The organism is Methyloceanibacter sp., assembly GCF_058506495.1.
Genome location: NZ_JBZMXT010000006.1, coordinates 13,689 through 31,776 on the forward strand (window position 1 = coordinate 13,689; position 18,088 = coordinate 31,776).

At 59.4% G+C, this 18,088-nt stretch carries 17 protein-coding genes; 13 read left to right on the forward strand and 4 right to left on the reverse strand.

Going from position 1 to position 18,088, the window contains the following annotated elements:
• The first annotated feature begins 15 nt into the window (after window positions 1–15).
• From AC33YF_RS02510 to AC33YF_RS02550, 9 genes are all read left to right on the forward strand, one after another.
• Window positions 16–1,086, forward strand: coding sequence for a TRAP transporter substrate-binding protein (locus AC33YF_RS02510; RefSeq protein ID WP_491775621.1), 1,071 nt, complete (start codon window positions 16–18; stop codon window positions 1,084–1,086).
• A 157-nt stretch (window positions 1,087–1,243) separates the two neighbouring features.
• Window positions 1,244–2,785, forward strand: a complete 1,542-nt coding sequence (locus AC33YF_RS02515; RefSeq protein ID WP_491775622.1) for an FAD-binding oxidoreductase — start codon at window positions 1,244–1,246, stop codon at window positions 2,783–2,785.
• The gene (gene glcE / locus AC33YF_RS02520; RefSeq protein WP_491775623.1) at window positions 2,782–4,017 is read left to right on the forward strand and encodes a glycolate oxidase subunit GlcE; all 1,236 of its coding nucleotides are present in this window, start codon (window positions 2,782–2,784) and stop codon (window positions 4,015–4,017) included. Before AC33YF_RS02515 ends, glcE begins: the two co-directional genes overlap by 4 nt.
• A 9-nt stretch (window positions 4,018–4,026) precedes the next feature.
• On the forward strand, window positions 4,027–5,403 hold the full coding sequence (gene glcF, locus AC33YF_RS02525; RefSeq protein WP_491775624.1) for a glycolate oxidase subunit GlcF: 1,377 nt from the start codon (window positions 4,027–4,029) through the stop codon (window positions 5,401–5,403).
• Window positions 5,404–5,480: 77 nt separating this feature from the next.
• Complete coding sequence (gene hisS / locus AC33YF_RS02530; protein ID WP_491775625.1) at window positions 5,481–7,040, forward strand: histidine--tRNA ligase; 1,560 nt, start codon at window positions 5,481–5,483, stop codon at window positions 7,038–7,040.
• Window positions 7,041–7,044: 4 nt separating this feature from the next.
• A complete protein-coding gene (locus AC33YF_RS02535; protein ID WP_491775626.1) occupies window positions 7,045–8,223 on the forward strand; it encodes an ATP phosphoribosyltransferase regulatory subunit in 1,179 nt (392 codons plus the stop codon).
• On the forward strand, window positions 8,220–8,921 hold the full coding sequence (gene hisG, locus AC33YF_RS02540) for an ATP phosphoribosyltransferase (RefSeq protein ID WP_491775627.1): 702 nt from the start codon (window positions 8,220–8,222) through the stop codon (window positions 8,919–8,921). The genes AC33YF_RS02535 and hisG overlap by 4 nt, the downstream gene beginning before the upstream one ends.
• A 59-nt stretch (window positions 8,922–8,980) precedes the next feature.
• On the forward strand, window positions 8,981–9,427 hold the full coding sequence (locus AC33YF_RS02545; protein ID WP_491775628.1) for an SRPBCC family protein: 447 nt from the start codon (window positions 8,981–8,983) through the stop codon (window positions 9,425–9,427).
• Window positions 9,428–9,461: 34 nt separating this feature from the next.
• Window positions 9,462–10,169, forward strand: coding sequence for a hypothetical protein (locus AC33YF_RS02550; RefSeq protein WP_491775629.1), 708 nt, complete (start codon window positions 9,462–9,464; stop codon window positions 10,167–10,169).
• A gap of 70 nt (window positions 10,170–10,239) precedes the next feature.
• Here AC33YF_RS02550 and groL read toward each other — a convergent pair whose 3' ends face one another.
• Window positions 10,240–11,874: a chaperonin GroEL gene (gene groL, locus AC33YF_RS02555; protein ID WP_491775630.1), complete on the reverse strand. Its 1,635-nt coding sequence runs from the start codon at window positions 11,872–11,874 to the stop codon at window positions 10,240–10,242.
• A gap of 90 nt (window positions 11,875–11,964) precedes the next feature.
• Window positions 11,965–12,252: a co-chaperone GroES gene (gene groES / locus AC33YF_RS02560; protein WP_491775631.1), complete on the reverse strand. Its 288-nt coding sequence runs from the start codon at window positions 12,250–12,252 to the stop codon at window positions 11,965–11,967.
• A gap of 465 nt (window positions 12,253–12,717) precedes the next feature.
• Between groES and AC33YF_RS02565 the strand changes: the two genes are divergently transcribed.
• Window positions 12,718–14,583: an EAL domain-containing protein gene (locus AC33YF_RS02565; protein ID WP_491775632.1), complete on the forward strand. Its 1,866-nt coding sequence runs from the start codon at window positions 12,718–12,720 to the stop codon at window positions 14,581–14,583.
• A gap of 60 nt (window positions 14,584–14,643) precedes the next feature.
• Here the strand turns inward: AC33YF_RS02565 and AC33YF_RS02570 are convergent, their stop codons facing one another.
• Window positions 14,644–14,946 (reverse strand): hypothetical protein, encoded by a 303-nt coding sequence (locus AC33YF_RS02570; protein ID WP_491775633.1) that lies wholly within the window; start codon window positions 14,944–14,946, stop codon window positions 14,644–14,646.
• Window positions 14,947–15,077: 131 nt separating this feature from the next.
• Between AC33YF_RS02570 and AC33YF_RS02575 the strand changes: the two genes are divergently transcribed.
• Window positions 15,078–15,956, forward strand: a complete 879-nt coding sequence (locus AC33YF_RS02575; RefSeq protein WP_491775634.1) for a TIGR01459 family HAD-type hydrolase — start codon at window positions 15,078–15,080, stop codon at window positions 15,954–15,956.
• A gap of 47 nt (window positions 15,957–16,003) precedes the next feature.
• On the opposite strand, the gene AC33YF_RS02580 is transcribed toward AC33YF_RS02575, so the two are convergent.
• The gene (locus AC33YF_RS02580) at window positions 16,004–16,393 is read right to left on the reverse strand and encodes a response regulator (protein WP_491775635.1); all 390 of its coding nucleotides are present in this window, start codon (window positions 16,391–16,393) and stop codon (window positions 16,004–16,006) included.
• 180 nt (window positions 16,394–16,573) lie between these two features.
• On the opposite strand from AC33YF_RS02580, the gene AC33YF_RS02585 reads away from it, so the two are divergent.
• On the forward strand, window positions 16,574–17,011 hold the full coding sequence (locus AC33YF_RS02585) for a MaoC family dehydratase (RefSeq protein ID WP_491775636.1): 438 nt from the start codon (window positions 16,574–16,576) through the stop codon (window positions 17,009–17,011).
• Window positions 17,012–17,036: 25 nt separating this feature from the next.
• On the forward strand, window positions 17,037–18,035 hold the full coding sequence (locus AC33YF_RS02590; protein ID WP_491775637.1) for a bifunctional riboflavin kinase/FAD synthetase: 999 nt from the start codon (window positions 17,037–17,039) through the stop codon (window positions 18,033–18,035).
• The last annotated feature ends 53 nt before the right edge of the window (window positions 18,036–18,088 follow it).

Genomic DNA, 18,088 nt, shown 5'->3' on the forward strand with positions numbered 1-18,088 from the left:
CTATGGCTCGCTCTATTGGCCGAAACGATCGCAGCGCCCGCCCAAACGGTCACGCTTGAGACGCCCGTAGCCTATGGAACGCATGTCCCGGGCCTTGGAACGCCTGCACGCGACCTGGCCCGGCTCCTGAGGGAGCGTTCTGACGGAGCCATACAGCTGGAATTGAAGGAACCCGGTGACGGCACGGCTCCATTCGAGATCTTGGGCAAGGTCTCAGACGGCAAAGTTGACGCTGGGTTCTCAACGGCCGGGTACTGGGCAGCAAAGCTGCCTGCGGCCAGCTTGTTCAGTGGCTATCCGTTCGGCCCTACGGCCAAAGAGTACCGAGATTGGTTCAACCGTGGCCATGGGCGTGCTCTCTATCAAGAAATGTACGATCAAGCCAAGGTCAAGGTTCATGTCATTCCGTGCGCATTCGGCGGCGCCGAGGCTGGCGGCTGGTTTGTGGATGAAATCACCTCCGTTGACGATCTGGACGGCCTGCGCATACGTATTTTTGGGCTGGGAGCTCGTGTGATGATGCGCCTGGGCGCCGTCCCGGTCTTGCTTCCAGGCAGCCAAATTGGAGAGGCTTTTTCAGAGGGGAAGATCGATGCTGCGGAGGCCTATACGCCAGCCGTGGATCGGGCTAACAGCCTTCAGGATTCTGCGAAGATTCTCTACCAGCCGGGTTGGATACAGCCCGCCACGGTCTTCGAATTCCTGATTAATAAGGATCGATGGGATTCTCTTGGTCCAGAGCGCCAGTCGCTTATCGAGCGGACCTGCGGCGAAATGCTTCAGAAGACATTGTCGGCAAGCACCAATCTCCAAGCGGCAGCGCTTACGGCGTTCGCCAATCAGGATAGTGTCAGAATCCTGAGCCTACCCGACGACGTTGAGGAAGCCTTGCGCGAGGGCTGGAAACAGGTGGCAGAGGAAGAGGGCGTTCGAGACTACCTGTTCAAGGAGGTACTTGAGGACATAGAGGCGTTTAGGTCGGGCGGCGTCGATGGCGAAAACGCAGTCAATCCGAAGGTCCGAAAGGCCGAGGAGGCGATACCACCCCCGCCGCCGCCTGGCGACGCCACGCCAGTGGGGCCCTGAGCGACTGGCCATGGACGGTTCCAGGCCCTGCCGCGTTTTGTTTGGGCCCATGCCTTGATACACTGCGAGCGCAGCTTGCTCTTCAGCCTCGGAAAATGCGAAGAGTTATGAGCATCCATCATCTCTGTTGCCCCTAGGCGGTTCGGAGCGTGCAGACATGTCCACTGTGACCCTTCCAGATCCCGATCGCGTCGTCATGGCTCGGCGGAACGAAGTGGTTAAACAACTCAAGAGATTGGCGCCCGAGGCGCTGATGATCGCCGATCTGGAAGGGCGGCGTACTTTTGAGTCTGATGCGCTCTCTGCTTATCGCCGGTTGCCGCTCGCGGTGGTTCTTCCTGCGAATACGGAGGAAGTCTCGGCAATCCTGCGCTTCTGCTATGAGAACCAGGTGAAAGTTGTGCCGCGCGGGGCGGGTACCTCGTTGTGCGGCGGCGCTACGCCGTTGGAAGACTCCATCGTTCTCTGCCTATCGCGTATGAGCAAAGTCCTGGAGATCGACACAGCCAACCGGGTCGCGCGCGTAGAGGCTGGCGTCACCAATCTTGCGATTACCCAGGCCGCCTCTGCCCAGGGCTTCTTCTATGCACCCGACCCGTCCAGCCAGATCGCCTGCACAGTCGGCGGCAACATCGCGACGAATTCCGGTGGAGCGCATTGCCTCAAATACGGAGTCACGGTCAACAACCTGCTCGCCGTGCGCATGGTTATGATTGATGGTGAGATCGTCGAATTCGGCGGGTCCCATCTTGATGCACCTAACTACGATTTTCTGCCCCTCATAACGGGCTCCGAAGGACAGCTGGGTGTCGTGACGGAGGCAACTGTCCGACTGCTTGCAGCGCCGGAGGGCGCGCGACCGGTGCTGATAGGCTTCGACTCCACCAGGGACGCCGCCTCCTGCGTTGCCGCGATTATCGGCTCAGGCATCCTCCCGGTGGCAATCGAATTCATGGACAGGCCGGCAATCCATGTTTGTGAACACTTTGTGCCTGCGGGCTACCCTCTCGATGCCGAAGCGGCGCTGATTGTCGAAGTTGAGGGGTCCGAAGATGAGATCGAGTATCTCTTGGAGAAGATCGAGGATATTGCGCAGGACCATAATCCGACCAGCATGAAGCGGAGCCAGTCCACTGAAGAGAGCGCTCTGATATGGAAGGGCCGCAAGGCGGCCTTCGGTGCGATCGGGCAAATCTCCGACTACATGTGTATGGACGGAGTCATTCCGCTGGCGGCGTTGCCGGAGGCCCTGGATGGCGTCAGCCTGATATGTCGTAAATACCGTTTCGACGTAGCCAATATCTTCCACGCAGGAGACGGCAATCTTCATCCCCTGATACTTTACGATGCCAACGACCCCGGTCAGCTTGAGCGGGCTGAGCTTTGTGGCGCTGAGATTTTGAAGCTTTGTGTCGAACTCGGCGGATGCCTCACAGGCGAACACGGTGTGGGCATCGAGAAGCGAGAGTTGATGTATGAACAGTATACAGACGAGGATATCGACCAGCAGGTTCGAATTAAGGAAGAACTGGACCCGGCCTGGCTTTTGAATCCGGGTAAAGTGTTTCCAATTCTCGGGCGCGATGCTGTGAAGCCGAGTCTGGAGCTGACTCGTCTTGACGCGGCTTCGGATGGCCTGCCTCCGGAGGATGACCTCTCGGACGACATACAGACTGTTGAAAGCGAGGGTCGGCTGTGACCGCCCATATGCGCCTTGGGTTCTATGCTCCGGAAACGGAGGATGAGCTGTCGCAGCTTGTAATCCAAGCCGCGGAATCGCGGACGCCGCTTGAGATTATGGGCAAAGGCACCAAGCGCGAGCTAGGTCACGTGGTTCGGGCGGGCGCGATCGTCAGCACCGAGAATATGAAGGGTATAAGCCTTTATGAGCCTACTGAGCTTGTCGTTGTAGCCAAGGCGGGCACGCCCTTGACCGAAATCGAGGCGGCTCTTGCAGAGAATGACCAGGAGCTTGCGTGTGAGCCTGTCGATCTCGCGCCGGTGCTCGGTTACAGCCCAGGCGATGGCACCTTTGGGGGCCTTGTTGCTTCGAACATTTCCGGCAGCCGCCGCATTCTGAAGGGTGCGGTACGCGATCACGTTCTTGGCCTTACGGCGGTGAACGGACGCGGCGAAATCGTAAAGTCAGGCGGCCGAGTCATGAAGAACGTCACCGGCTACGACGTGGCCCGCACACTTGTGGGATCCTGGGGCACGCTGGCCGTGATGTGCGAGATTGCCATGAAAGTACAACCTGCACAGAGAGATACGCGGACGCTTATCTTTTATGGGCTCGCAGACTACGCTGCCGTCGAAGCCCTCTGCCTGGCCATGGGAACGCCCTATGAGGTTTCAGGGACGGTGCATCTCCAGGGACCGCTGGCCGCAAGGTTGTCGGATACCGAGCTTGCAGGGAATGGCAGCGCTTTAACCGCTATACGAGTCGAAAGCTTTCCGGCCTCGGCGAGATACCGGACAAGCCGATTGCGCCAGGCTCTGCTGGCGTACGATCCGTCAGTCGAACTTGAGAGCGAACGCAGCCGGGCCTTTTGGAGAGACATTCGGTCTCTGAAAGTGTTTCAAGACACAAAATACCCGCTTTGGCGTGTCTCAACATCCCCCAGCAAAGCCGCGACGCTTGTGAGCAATCTCGCGCGCAAGATCGATGTTCGTGTTGCCTATGATTGGTCGGGCGGTCTCATGTGGATTGAAACACCATCTTTGACTGACGCCGCGGCAGTCGATATCCGTCGTCAGCTTGCGGAGTTTGGTGGACATGCCACGTTGATGAGAGCGGACAAGACAATTCGCGACGGGACGGATGTGTTTCAGCCTCTTGAGCGGCCGCACGATGCCCTAGCGGCAAAACTGAAGCATGCCTTCGATCCCATGGGGCTGTTCAATCCGGGCCGCATTTACCGGCAGATGTAACGATACACGATGCAAACGAATTTCAATCCGCTTCAGCTTGACGACCCGACGATTGCGCGCGCCGACGAAATTCTGCGCCGCTGCGTTCATTGTGGGCTGTGTACGGCGACTTGCCCGACTTATGTCCTGACAAGCGATGAGCGCGACAGTCCGCGCGGGCGCATTTATCTCATGAAGCAGATGTTTGAATCGCGCGATGTGCCAGCGACGACCGTACACCACATCGACCGCTGTCTGTCGTGTCTCGGCTGCATGACGGCTTGCCCAAGTGGCGTCAACTATATGCACCTCGTCGATCTAGCGCGGACCCGCATCGAACAACGCGGTCACCGCAGCCCAAATAAGAGCACGATGCGCGCCTTCTTGAGCCGGGTCTTGCCCTATCCAAGCCGCTTCAAGGCGATGCTGGTCTTGGGGTGGTTTGCTCGACCGTTCCGCGACCTGATCCGCAAGATCGGCATGAAACGTATCGCGGCGGCGTTGGATCTAGTCCCCCCCGATGCGCTGAAGCTTAAGATCCTCCGACCACGGTCGGCCTATAACCCAAAGTCGCCCCAGCCCAAGCGTGTGGCCATCATGTTGGGCTGCGTTCAAGAGGTGCTCGCCCCGCAGATCAACAAGGCGGCGATTCGCCTTCTGCGTCGGCACGGCGTGGACGTGATGGTGGTTAAGGACGAGGGGTGTTGCGGCGCGCTCCCGCACCATTTGGGCCGTGACGAGCAGGCACGCAGCCTCGCACGGCGGAATATCGATGCGCTGACAGCGGTAATGCGCGAGCGACTCCTGGATGCCATCATCCCGACGGCAAGTGGTTGTGGCACGATGCTCAAAGACTATGGCAATCTACTCGAGCGCGACCACGGGTATGCAGAACGCGCAGAATATGTGGCGGGGCTGGCGCGCGACGCGACAGAGTTCTTAAACGAGATTTCGCTCAATCCGCCCGTCATGTGGACGGGACTGAAAGTGGCTTATCACTCTGCCTGCTCCTTGGGGCACGGGCAGAAGCTCGATCAGTTGCCGCGACAGCTCCTGGAGCAAGCAGGCTATACCCTGACGGAGATTCCAGAGGGGCATCTATGTTGCGGCTCTGCAGGAACCTACAACATTGTAGAGCCGGAGCTGTCCGGGGAACTTCGAGACCGCAAAGTCAAGAACATCGAATCCATCGCGCCCGATGTTATTGTTACGGGCAATATCGGTTGCATGACCCAAATCAAGTCAGGGACGGACATCCCAATCGTCCATACCGTGGAGATGCTCGATTGGGCGACGGGTGGCCCATGCCCGCCGGCATTGTCTAAGTTGCGCCGAAGCGCCCATCCCATCGAAGCGCTGGTTGAGATGGCCAAGGTCTCGGCCAAGGAAAAAGCCCTAGCCGATTAAGGTGCGGTTGCTTGCTGGCTGGCAGGTGATGGGCTAGAACGCGGCGGCTAGAGCCATTGGAAACAGCCGCATCCCTCATGAGTAAGAAAGCCGATAAGCCCGGGCAGGGTTCAGAGAGCACTCGTCCCCGCGACTCTCGTCCCGAAGCGCGCTTGCCGAAAGGCCTCCAGGACTCTGCGGCACAAGAGATTCGCGCGACCGAGGCGATGCTCGGGACGATCAAATCCGTGTTCGAACTCTACGGATTTGAGCCATTGTCGACGCCGGCGATTGAGTACACCGATGCGCTCGGGAAGTTTCTGCCCGACCAAGATCGCCCAAACGCGGGCGTCTTTTCGTTTCAGGACGACGACGATCAATGGCTATCGCTGCGCTATGACTTGACCGCGCCGCTAGCCCGCTACTTTGCCGAGAACTTTCGGCAGCTTCCAAAGCCCTTCCGCCGCTATCAGACGGGCCTCGTCTGGCGCAACGAGAAGCCGGGGCCAGGCCGCTTTCGCCAGTTCATGCAGTTCGATGCGGACACAGTCGGCGCGCCGTCATTCGCCGCAGATGCCGAGCTTTGCATGCTCGCGGCCGATACTATGGAAGCGCTTGGCGTGCCGCGTGGCGACTATGTGGTGAAGGTCAACAGCCGCAAGGTGCTCGACGGGGTAATGGAGGCAATCGGACTTCAGGGAGAAGCGTATGCCTCTAAACGCTTGATCGCATTCAGGGCGATGGACAAGCTTGATCGGTTGGGAATTGACGGAGTTCGAGACCTGCTTGGACCAGGTCGAAAAGATGAAAGTGGTGACTTCACTAAAGGCGCGCTTTTAACTGACGACCAGATTGATGCTATTGTTGCGGTCCTTAAGTCCACGGACTTCAAGTCGCTTGGACCGATTCTCGACCAGATCACTATGAACTCGGGCGGGGTTCCTGACGAACACGGCGGATTGGCGCACCTCCCGTATGAGGACGCGCTGAATGAGATGATTGAGCAGGTGGAGCGACCGGTCCGGTTAGCAGGCTACGGTCCTGATCGCATTTGCTTCGATCCGTCCATCGTCCGAGGCCTTGAGTATTACACGGGCCCTGTTTTCGAGACCGAGCTGACCTCGACCATCAAGGATGAACGTGGGCAGGAGATCCGGCTCGGTTCGGTCATGAGCGGCGGTCGTTATGACGGCCTCGTGGAGCGTTTCACGGGCGAGCGTGTGCCAGCGACCGGCATCTCGGTCGGCGTGTCGCGACTTCTTTTCGGGCTTCAGCTTCTCGGCAAGTACAAGGGCGATGACGTTCCCGGGCCGGTGGTCGTGTTGGTTTTCGACAAAGACCGCCTCAGCGACTATCAGCGAATGGTTCAGACGCTTCGTGATGCAGACATTCGTGCAGAACTATATCTCGGGTCGTCTGGTATGAAGGCGCAGATGAAGTACGCCGACAAGCGCGGCGGCCCTTGCGTTGTCCTTCAAGGTGGCGACGAAAAGGAACGCGACGAAGTTCAGATCAAGGATCTGAAGCTCGGCGCCACACTCACGGCGATTGAAGATCGCGATGAGTACCTGAAGAAACAGGCAGAGGCTCAGTTTGCTGTGCCGGAGGCCGAACTCGTCGCCGGCGTGCGCAAAGTCCTCGATCGATACAAGGCGTAACGTCATGACCGCCGAGCCCGCCAAAGCATTCGAGGCCCTGGAGGGCCAGGCGCGCGATCTCGTGGCGCTGTTCGGTGAGGCGGGGTACGAGTTCGTTGCCCCTGCAATCATACAACCCGCAAGCGTTTTCCTAGATCAGATCGGCGAGCAGGTCCGAGCCCGCTCTTATGTCTTCACCGATCTTGCAGGCGAAGAACTGTGCTTACGCCCCGACCTCACAGTGCCCGTCTCGCGTCTGTACCTGGAGCGCCACCCACGCGCGGACGAGGAAGCCCGTTATTGCTACAATGGCCCCGCGTTCCGCTTTCAGCCGCTCGGCCCTAGTGCTGTACACCCGCGGGAGTTTCGCCAAGCGGGTGTCGAGTGTTTCGGTGCGCGAGAGAAGGCTGCCGCCGATGTTGAAGTCCTCTTGCTCGCCGTGGAAGCGGTACGAAGCGCGGGTCTGTCTGAATACAAGGTCTGCTTTGGAGACATTGCTCTCTTCTATGCGTTGATCGATGCGTTGGATCTGCCAGAGCGCTGGCGGCTTAAGCTCCGGCACTATTTCTGGCGCCCGCCGAGTTTCCATTCGCTTGTGGATCGGCTGGCGAAAGGCGAGCGCGTTGAGCCTGACCGTATCCTGTCGGCGCTCGGCGAGAAACTTGCCGGCAAGAGCCAGAAGGAAGCGGAGGATATCGTCTCCACCTATCTTGAGGCACAAGGGGTCCCGATTTCGGGTAACAGGAGCCTTCGGGAGATCGCCGCCCGCCTGCGCGATAAGGCGGCCGATCTCTATGCAGATACGCTGCCGAGAGAAGTCGCAACTGTCATCGAGTACTATCTCGGCGTGGACGCGCCGCCGCGCGAAGCTGTCGACAAAGTTGCCATGATCGCGCACGGCGCCGGGCTCGATATCGATGCCGCTCTGTATGCTGTTGCCGGCCGTTTCGATTTGCTGGAACAGCAGGGCGTCGACTTGTCCAATGCCATCTTCACAACGGAGTTCGGCCGCAAGCTTGAGTACTATTCCGGCCTGGTCTTTCAGATCGAGGCGCCGGGCATGGACCAAACCGAGCCTGTGGCTGGCGGGGGTCGATACGACAACTTGTTGAGCGCACTTGGTGCGCCACACCCGGTGCCGGCCGTTGGTGCTGCCATTCACACCGAGCGCCTATTGGCCGCCGTGGGAAGGACGCCGTCATGAGCGCGCCATCGCTTGTCATAGCAGTCCCTTCAAAAGGACGGCTCAAAGAGAAGGCCGCGAGCCTGTTCAAGGCTGCCGGTTTTCAGCTTCGCGTGAAGGGACACGAGCGCGGCTATCGCGGCCAGCTCGAAGGATTGCCGGATGTGGAGGTGGAGTACACATCCGCTGCGGAAATCGTACACCAACTGCGCTCAGGCCGCGTGCATCTCGGCATTACGGGCGAGGATCTTGTGCGCGAAAGCGTGCACGACGTGGAGAGTCATGTCGAGTTCCTCACGCCTCTGAACTTCGGCCACGCCGACGTCATTGTGGCTGTGCCGCAATGCTGGCTCGACGTATCGCGAATGGCAGACCTGGAGGATGTGGCCGAGCAGTTTGCCCGTGGCCACGGCCGGGGACTGCGTGTCGCCACCAAATACATGAATCTCACACGGCGGTTCTTCGCGCAGAAGGGCGTCACGGGGTACCGTATTGTCGAAAGCGTTGGGGCGACGGAGGCGACGCCGACGATCGGTACGTCCGAGCTCATTGTCGACATCACCAGCACCGGCACGACGTTGAAGGCAAACAATCTGAAAGTTCTTGAGGACGGTCTGATTCTGAAATCGCAGGCGCATCTCTTAGCGGCGAAGCGTGCAATTTGGGACGGCCGGGCCAATGAGCTCAGGTCGGCGATCTTCGCGGCGCTGTCGACTTAATCACGTTTTCGTTGGAGTGCCTGGCAGCATGCCAAGGGGGCGGCTACGCTTCGTCGGTCATGCAGATCACGTTCGAAAATCAGATCACCGCGCCGGTGCCCGTCGCTTGGTCTTTTCTGTACGACGATACCAAATTGCCGCTTTGGATGACGGAAGTGGTCGATATCTCTTACCCTGACGGTCGGAACAGCGAAGATCCCGTCGGCACGCGCTTCCGTCAGACGTTGAAGGAGGGCGGGCATGAGAAGACATATGACGGATTGATCACGGCATATGATCCCGAGCGTTTGCTCGGCGTGCGTTTAACGGATGGCCGGTTCGGCGTCGACGTGCGCTACAAGCTAGCTCCGACTGAACGAGGAACACAGCTCGACTACACGGCCGACCTTACCTTGCAGTCGCTGCTCGCGAAGGTCCTCGGCTTTCTATTCAAGCCGCTGACCATGAGTATTCTCAGGCGCCAAATGGCCAATCTAAAGCGCGTCGCCGAGCAGGCTGCGTCGTGAGCATTCTGCATCGCTACGAAAGGTGGGTCTTCTGATGCTTCGTATTCTTGCAGCCAGCGTCATTGTTTTCGCAACAACCGCTATAGCCGCGGCCGCGCCCGCGCGTATCGTGATCCTCACAAGCGCCGAAGCGGCAGATGACTGGCGGCTCTGCGAAGTCGGGAGTCAGCGAGCGCAGGGGCTGCGCTACAACTACCTCGGAGACAAAGCCGCGAAGTCGTTCTTTTCCGAAGAGGCGCCGCCTGCGTATTTCTTTGCTGTAACGCCCACGACAGTTGCCACGGCAACGCCCGCCTCTTGGAGCTGGCGCAAGCCGATCATTAACTATTCAGTGCTGCCACAAAGCGACCCGAAGAAGCTCGAGGAAGCATTGCACGCCCGTACGCGCGAGGCCGCAGGCAACATCCTCAACAATCCCGCGCTCAGGGATAAGACGATCGTGATGGTTTGGGACCGCCGGCACATCGCCGATCCCGAGTACGAGGCGAGATTCGAGCGGGAGGCCGCGGTGACACTCCGACAGCTGTTTCGCCTCGACATTCTACCGGGCGTGCCGCTCGAGTGGCCCGCAGACAATAACGACTACTTTTGGATTATCGATTTTCCGAAGAACTCTAACGTCCCACTCAAGTTCGAGATGGTGAAGCAGGACTTTGGAAAGTCGTTCCCAAAAGTGCCGGCCAATGAGTGGGGCGAGTCGTCGAACCTGCCCGCTGATAGTGGTTGTCGAGCCACGCGCTAACTTCGCTTAGACGAAAAAAGGGCCGCCCCATCGGGACGGCCCTTTCGTTTCTTAACCTCGATGGCGTGGACTACATCATGCCCATGCCGTCCATGCCGCCCGGAGGCATTGGCATGGGCTCATCCTTCTTCGGTGTCTCGGCAACGCCGGCCTCCGTCGTGATGAGAAGTCCCGCGACGGACGCCGCATCCTGCAGCGCGGTGCGGACGACCTTGGCGGGGTCAATGATGCCTTTGGCGATCAGATCGACATAGGTATCGTTTTGGGCGTCGTAGCCGAAGGTCGGCGACTTCTGCTCGATAACCTTCCCGACAACGATAGAGCCTTCGACACCCGCATTCTCGGCGATCTGTCGAATTGGTGCCTGGAGCGCGCGGCGAACGATGTTGACGCCGGCTTCCTGGTCGTCGTTCTCTCCTTTGGCCTTCAACGACTTTGACGCATGAAGCAGAGCGACGCCGCCGCCGGGCACAATGCCTTCCTCGACGGCTGCGCGGGTTGCGTTCAGCGCATCGTCAACGCGGTCCTTCTTTTCCTTCACTTCAATCTCGGTGGCGCCGCCGACCTTGATCACCGCAACACCGCCTGCCAGCTTAGCGAGACGCTCTTGCAGCTTTTCACGGTCGTAGTCCGACGTGGTGTCTTCGATCTGTTGACGGATTTGAGACACGCGTGCCTCGATAGCGTCCTTCTTGCCGCCGCCACGAACAATAGTCGTATCGTCCTTGGTGATGCTGACGCGCTTGGCCTTGCCCAGCATGTCGACTGTGACGTTTTCAAGCTTGATCCCCAAATCCTCGGAAATCATTTCACCACCGGTCAGGATGGCGATGTCCTGCAACATCGCCTTCCGGCGATCGCCGAAGCCTGGCGCCTTTACAGCCGCGACCTTCAGACCACCGCGCAGCTTGTTGACCACCAGTGTGGCGAGCGCTTCACCTTCGACGTCTTCGGCGATGATGAGAAGCGGACGGCCCGACTGCACAACCGACTCAAGCAGCGGCAGCATGGCCTGTAACCCCGATAGCTTCTTTTCGTAAATGAGAATGTATGGGTTCTCGAGTTCCGTCGTCATCTTCTCGGCATTTGTGACGAAGTAGGGCGAGATGTAGCCACGATCGAACTGCATGCCTTCGACAACCTCGAGCTCGGAGTCCAAGCTCTTGGCTTCCTCGACGGTGATGACACCCTCATTCCCAACTCTCTTCATCGCCTGGGCGATCATGTCGCCAATGGCTTTCTCGCCATTGGCAGAGATGGTGCCGACCTGCGCGATTTCCGAGGAGCCCGAGACTTCTTGCGACTTCTTCTGGATGGTGCCGACGACCTCGGCGACGGCCTTGTCGATTCCGCGCTTGAGATCCATTGGGTTCATCCCCGCGGCTACCGCCTTCAAGCCTTCACGCACGATCGCCTGGGCAAGAACGGTCGCCGTTGTCGTGCCGTCACCAGCCGTCTCGTTTGTTTTGGACGCGACTTCCTTAAGCATCTGCGCGCCCATGTTCTCGAACTTGTCCTCGAGCTCGATCTCCTTGGCCACGGTGACACCGTCTTTGGTGGTGCGTGGGGCGCCGAACGACTTGTCCAGGATAACGTTGCGGCCCTTGGGGCCCAGCGTCACCTTCACAGCGTCAGCAAGCACATCGACACCCTTGAGCATGCGCTCACGGGCCTCGGCGGCAAATACAACGTCTTTTGCTGCCATTGAACTACTCTCCGTTCTGGATCAATCCTCCGCGGCGCCGACTCATCGGCGTTTCCGCAAGTGGACCAACTAATTTGATTGGGTCTTGGGTTAGCTAAGAACGCCCATGATGTCCGACTCCTTCATGATGAGAAGGTCATCGCCATCGATCTTGACTTCGGTTCCCGACCACTTGCCGAACAGCACTTTGTCGCCCTTCTTGACGTCAAGGGGGTGCACTTTGCCATCGTCACCGATGGCGCCGGGGCCTGCTGCGACGACTTTGCCGGTCTGCGGCTTCTCTGCCGCCGTATCCGGAATGATGATCCCGCCTTTGGTCTTTTGCTCTTCCTCAAGCCGCTTGACCACCACGCGGTCATGCAAGGGACGGAATTTCATGACTATACGCTCCTATCCTCTGGAAATGTGCGAATTAGCACTCAGGCCTCCCGAGTGCCAGCGGTTCCGCTTGTACGCAGGCCTCTGTCACGCGTCAAGGCACGCAAAGTCTGTTGTGCGCAAGGATTTGCACAAGACTTACGCCCCTCCTGGCGTCAGCCGCTAGCCGACCAGATAGGGGCTCTGCCGACCGGTTGCAATGTGATCCTTATAGCGACCTGTGACGCGGGACAGCCTTTGTGCCGCTGCCGCGCGCGTTCCGCATTTGCACAATGCGGGCGAGTCTCCTAGGGGCGCAGCAGCCAATTTGATGTTGCTTTGCAATAGCCTCTCACTCATGCTTTTTTAGTTGGGGGCGCATGAGAAGCCAGGACCGACCGGAACGCCGAGGCCATCTCTTCGTTGGAATCTTGTCCGGTTGAGCGGGTTTTGACGGCATCCCGTGCCGCTTGAGGAGGGCCCGCAATGCTCAATGTGATCGTTCTCGTGGCAATGGCCGTGACGGCGGCTGCCTTTGGCGCCGGCCTGACCATGCAGGCCGGATTGCCGCTGCTGCCGGTTCTTATCGGCGCCACCGCCTTGTTCTTGGTGATGGCGACGACGTTTCTGCGCGGTGGACGTGGCGGCGGGGCCGTTAGTAGTGACCGCCTTGATGATCTGGAGCAGGCGCTAGAGGTGATCGACATCGACCTCCAGCGTCTCGATCGCGTTGAAGACGGGATGACCCGGGTCAATGCGCTGAACGATAAAGTCGAAAAGCTCGATAAGCACGTGGCGAGCGGCGCGGGCTCCGCGGATCTCCAGCAGGTTTACGATCGGATTGAGACGGTTCGTGCGGAAGTGACGAATGAGAGCCGTGCGCAGCGCCAAAAAATCATCAACGACCTGGGCGCCTTGGAAAATCTTATCGCCCAGACGGTCGGTCGTGCACCGGCAGCCGCTGCTGTCGCGGCGCCCGCAATGGCGGCAATGACTGCTGCAGATAGGGAGCCGGAACTCGAGCCGGCGTCTCCCACCCTTTTCGAGCCAGCGCCCGTGGAAGAACCTGAGCTCGTGATCGAACCTGAGGCCGAGCCCGAACAGATCGCCGAGCTGGAACCGGAGCTCATCGCCGAGCCTGAAGCAGAGGTTATTGCGGAGCCGGAAGCGGAGTTGGTCGTTGAACGCGAAGTCGTTGCTGAAGTTTCTGAAAACGCCGCGGAAAGCGTGGTCGAGCCCACGTCGCAAGAGCCATCACAGCCCGAGCAGGACGAGGCCGCCGAAATCGAGACCGCCGAGGCAGAAGAACTCGTCGATGTCATGGAAGCCGCCGATGCCGAAATCAGCGCCGAGCTCGACGAGGGCGACGGTGTAGACAAACCTGATTCCGAAGCCATCAACGATCCGGGTGCTGAAACCAGCCTTAAGGAGGGCTCGCTGGCTGCGGCGCTTGCTGGTGTGCAGGCCGAGGCAGGGTTGGAGCTAGCACCTGAGCCGGAGTCTGCATCTGAACCAGAATCTGCGCCTGAGCCAGAGCCTCAACCGGAAGAAGACTCTGATGCGACAGAGTATGACTTCGCGGATGAGGATGATGATGACGCGATGCTTGAGATCATTCGACATGGTATCGAGCAGGGCAGGGTAGACCTCTATTTGCAGCCCACGCTGACACTGCCTGGGCGCAAGGTTCGCTTCTTCGAAGGCCTGACACGCATCCGCAAAAGCGACGGCGAGATCGTTATGCCTGGCGATTACATGCCGGTGGCGAAGCGTTCGGCGCTGATGCCGCTAATCGACAACGTGCTGGTCGTCCGTGCTGTTCAGGTTTTGCGGCGTCTTGGCCCCGACGCGCCGATCGAACGCGTCTTCGCCAATATCTCCATGCACTCGCTGTTGGATGTCGACTATTTCCCTGAACTGGTCGAATTCATGGAAGAGAACGCCGGTTTAAGCGAACGCTTGGTTTTCGAGATCAACCAGGCCGAGATGCAAGGGCTGAGCGAAAAGGAACTTAGCTGTCTCGATCCATTGAGCGCTCTGGGCTTCGGTTTCTGCCTCGACAACGTCGTCGATCTGGAGGCAGGCTTGGACGGGTTGGCCGATCGTAATTTCCGGTTCGTAAAAATCAGCGCGGCCGAATTCTTGGAAGGACCTGGACGCAAAGCCGCCGAGCTCAAGCGGCGCCTCGATTCCGCGGGCGTCCAACTGATTATCGAGAAGGTCGAGAATGAGGGCGACGTTGCGACCCTCGTCGACCAGGGCATAGCGCTCGCCCAAGGCCATCTGTTCGCTGAACCAGCGCCCATGAACGCAGCGCTCTCTCGCGAGCTCTCGAATGCTGGCGCGAGCTAGCATCTAGAGCGCGTCGGCATTCCGGTGCGACGGAGATGCGACGGCACTACTGCGACCCGCTTATTCACCTGTCTCCAGGTCGCGCTTCAATTCTTCGTCTTCCACGTCGTCGCCATCGGTAATTGCGCGATCTGGCACCGGGATCATCTCCCCTCCAGATTTGGTCTTCGGGACCTCGTCAGGCTCCAGGTCCTTCTCGATAGCGCTGTCTTCCTCATCCATGATCGGCACAACCAGTGACAGACCGGACACAGCGGGCTGCGGCCCGAAAGCCAGGGCCGAGCTGCCGGAGAGCGCGAAAACACCAAGCCCCCCTGTGGCGACAAATCCTGCAATCAACACGGTCCGATTAAAACGGAACATCTGACTCTCCTTGCGGTGGTTGGTTGTTTCCTCAGGGCAAGCATAGCACTGGCGCGTCAATGGTTGGAGCGCTTCGACAGGCCGCATCCGCAATCCTTGACCCGCAGGCGCCAAGCCTCTAACCGAGCGCTATGGACGCTTCTCTAAAGATTCCCGTGATCGACTCCATTCGCGAAATTGGCGGCAGCCGCCGAGCCTGGTTCGTCGATATCTGGGGTGTCATGCACAATGGGCGCGATGCCTTCACAGATGCTTCCGTTGCGACCCGGGCTTTTCGGGATAGCGGCGGCGTGGTCGTGCTGCTCTCCAATTCGCCGCGGCCGAGTCCGGCTCTGCAGGACCAGCTGCGCCTTATCGGCGTTCCGGACGACGCTTATGACGCCACCGTGTCATCGGGCGACCTGACGCGTCACGAGCTGGGTAAGCACAAGGACGCACGCGTCTTCCATCTCGGTCCGGCCCGTGATTTGCCGATCTTCGATCAGGCGGCGGTGTCGTTGACGAGCCCGGAGGAGGCGGAGCTGATCGTGTGCTCCGGTCTGTTTGACGACCAGGTCGAGACGCCGGAGGACTATGTGGACCTGCTGTCGAGCCTTGCTGCGCGCAACCTGCCGATGATCTGCGCCAACCCGGACCACAAAGTCGAAAGCGGCCATCGTCTCATCTACTGCGCGGGCGCTCTTGCCGCAGCCTATGAGAGCCTGGGTGGGGACGTCATCTATGCGGGCAAGCCGCATTTGCCGGTCTATGAATTGGCCTTCGAGACCGCTTCTCAAATAGCTGCGGCCCGCGGCGAAACGATTACGAAATCCGACGTTCTGGCAATTGGCGACGGCGCCAAGACCGACATCATTGGCGCAGGCGTTTTCGGCGTGCCGTCTGTCTTCGTGGCAAGCAAGCTCCATGCGCCCGACGAAAGCGTCGGGCTCCTAGACTCCGAGCACTTGGCGGCACTCTTTGCGGAGGAGCCAAGCCCGCCGATCGCGGCAACCCATGGGCTGCGGTGGTAGGTCAAACATGCTGATCGAGCTAAACTGCGCGGCCGTTCGCTTTGGGGCTAGGATCGTGCGTCGAAAGCGGATTCAATCTTCGACTTCAAAGCGCCCGCGTTGAACGGCTTCAGGAGATAGTCGTCCACGCCGGCGCGCTTCGCGGCGACTTCGTGTTCGGACGTGCCGTCTGCCGTGACCATGATGAAAGGTGTGCGAGACAGATCGCCATCCGCGCGGACCTCCCGCAAGAGATCGTAGCCGGTCATCGGTTCCATATTCCAATCGGAGATGATGAGGCCGTAATGCCGTTCGCGCATCATTTCGAGCGCCTCGCCTCCGTCGCTTGCGCCGTCCACGTCGATGAAACCGAGCTGTCTGAGGCAGTTGCGGATGATCCGGAGCATCATGTTGTAGTCGTCGACGACCAGCACAGGCATATTGAAATCGAGGGCCATTGCCGTCCTCCGTCAGCCTGGATCAAGCCTAGGAACTATCGATTAAGAATGTATTAAGCTACTGTTTTTCATAAACTTTCTTTGGATTCTGTCTGTCGGTCGAGACGTATTGCGGTGCGGCAAGGCCTTCGCTATTTTGCGCCCCTCTTAAGAACACCGACACCGCAGGGAGTACATCGAATGAGCCTCGATCACGGCTATTATCTGGAAGATTTGTCCCCCGGAATGGAGGCTAGTGTCTCCAAGACCGTGACGAACGAGGACATTACAAAGTTTGCGGAGCTCTCTGGCGACATCAATCCCGTTCACCTGAACGAGGAGTTTGCGGCCGGAACGATCTTCAAGAAGCGCATCGCGCACGGCTTCCTGACCGGCTCTTTGTTCTCGACGGTGCTTGGCACCAAGCTGCCAGGGCCCGGTTGTGTGTATATGTCTCAGACCATGAAATTCAAAGGTCCCGTCTTCATTGGTGATGAACTCGTCGCCACCTGCACCGTGACCAATGTGGATACGGAAAAGGGGCGCGTCTCCTTCGATTGTGTCTGTGCGGCTAACGGGAAGCCCGTCCTGGTGGGCGAGGCGCTAATGATGGTCTCGCGCAGGCCTACTGGCGACTAGGCTACCGCAAGCAGAAGGGTTTCCGATGGACATCGTCCGCTCCTGGCGGGAAACACCGCCTGACGTGCAAGGCGCGGTCCTGGCCATCGGAAATTTCGACGGGGTTCATCGCGGCCACCAGGCCGTGCTCGGCGTTGCCAAAGCGATCGCCGCTGCTGAGGGCCGAAAGGCAGGGGCAGTGGTTTTCGAGCCGCATCCGTGGGAGTTTTTCGCTCCGAGCCGGCCGTTCTTCCGGCTAACACCGTTGCCAGTGAAGTTGGAATTGCTCGAGGCTCTCGACCTCGACGTTGTTTTCGCCCTGCCATTCGATCGAGCGCTCGCGGATCTCTCGGCCGATGACTTCGCAGAGGGTGTTCTGGGTAAGGCATTCGGAGCCCGTCATGTGGTGGTCGGGTATGACTTCGTTTACGGCAAAGGAAGGACGGGCACGGTCACGCACCTTGCGGCCTCGGGCGAGGCGGCCGGCTATGGCGTCGACGTGGTCGAGCCTGTTCAGCTTGGGGATGCGACGGTTTTCTCATCCAGCGCTATCCGTGACCATCTGTCCAAAGGGCGCGTCCGGGAAGCCGCCGAACAGCTGGGCTACTGGTGGCGCGCGCGTGGTTCGGTCGCGCATGGCGCAGGGCGAGGCCATGGGCTTGGCTTCCCAACAGTGAATTTCAAGCTTCTGCCAGGCCAAGATGTCTGTCACGGGATCTATGCCATGCGCGTGCACCACGCAGGAGGGCGGCACGATGCTGCGGGCTATGTCGGCCCTCGGCCCACATTCGGCGTAGGCGAACCGGCACTAGAGGCATTTTTGTTCGACTTCTCGGGCGATCTCTACGATCAGACCATCGAGGTGGAATTCATCGATTTCATCCGTCCGGATGAGGTCTTTCCCTCCGGCGAGGCTCTTGCGGCACAGATGGCAAAAGACTGTGAGGCCGCGCGCACAGTCTTGGCAAGCGTGGAGGCGCACGATCCCATGCGGCAGTTCCCCCTTGGCGCCGCTCTGGCCACGCGGACACTGGATTGTCTCTAGCCCCGTTGCTAGAACGCCTCGCACATCGAATCGCGCCTGCGCGATCCAACTCT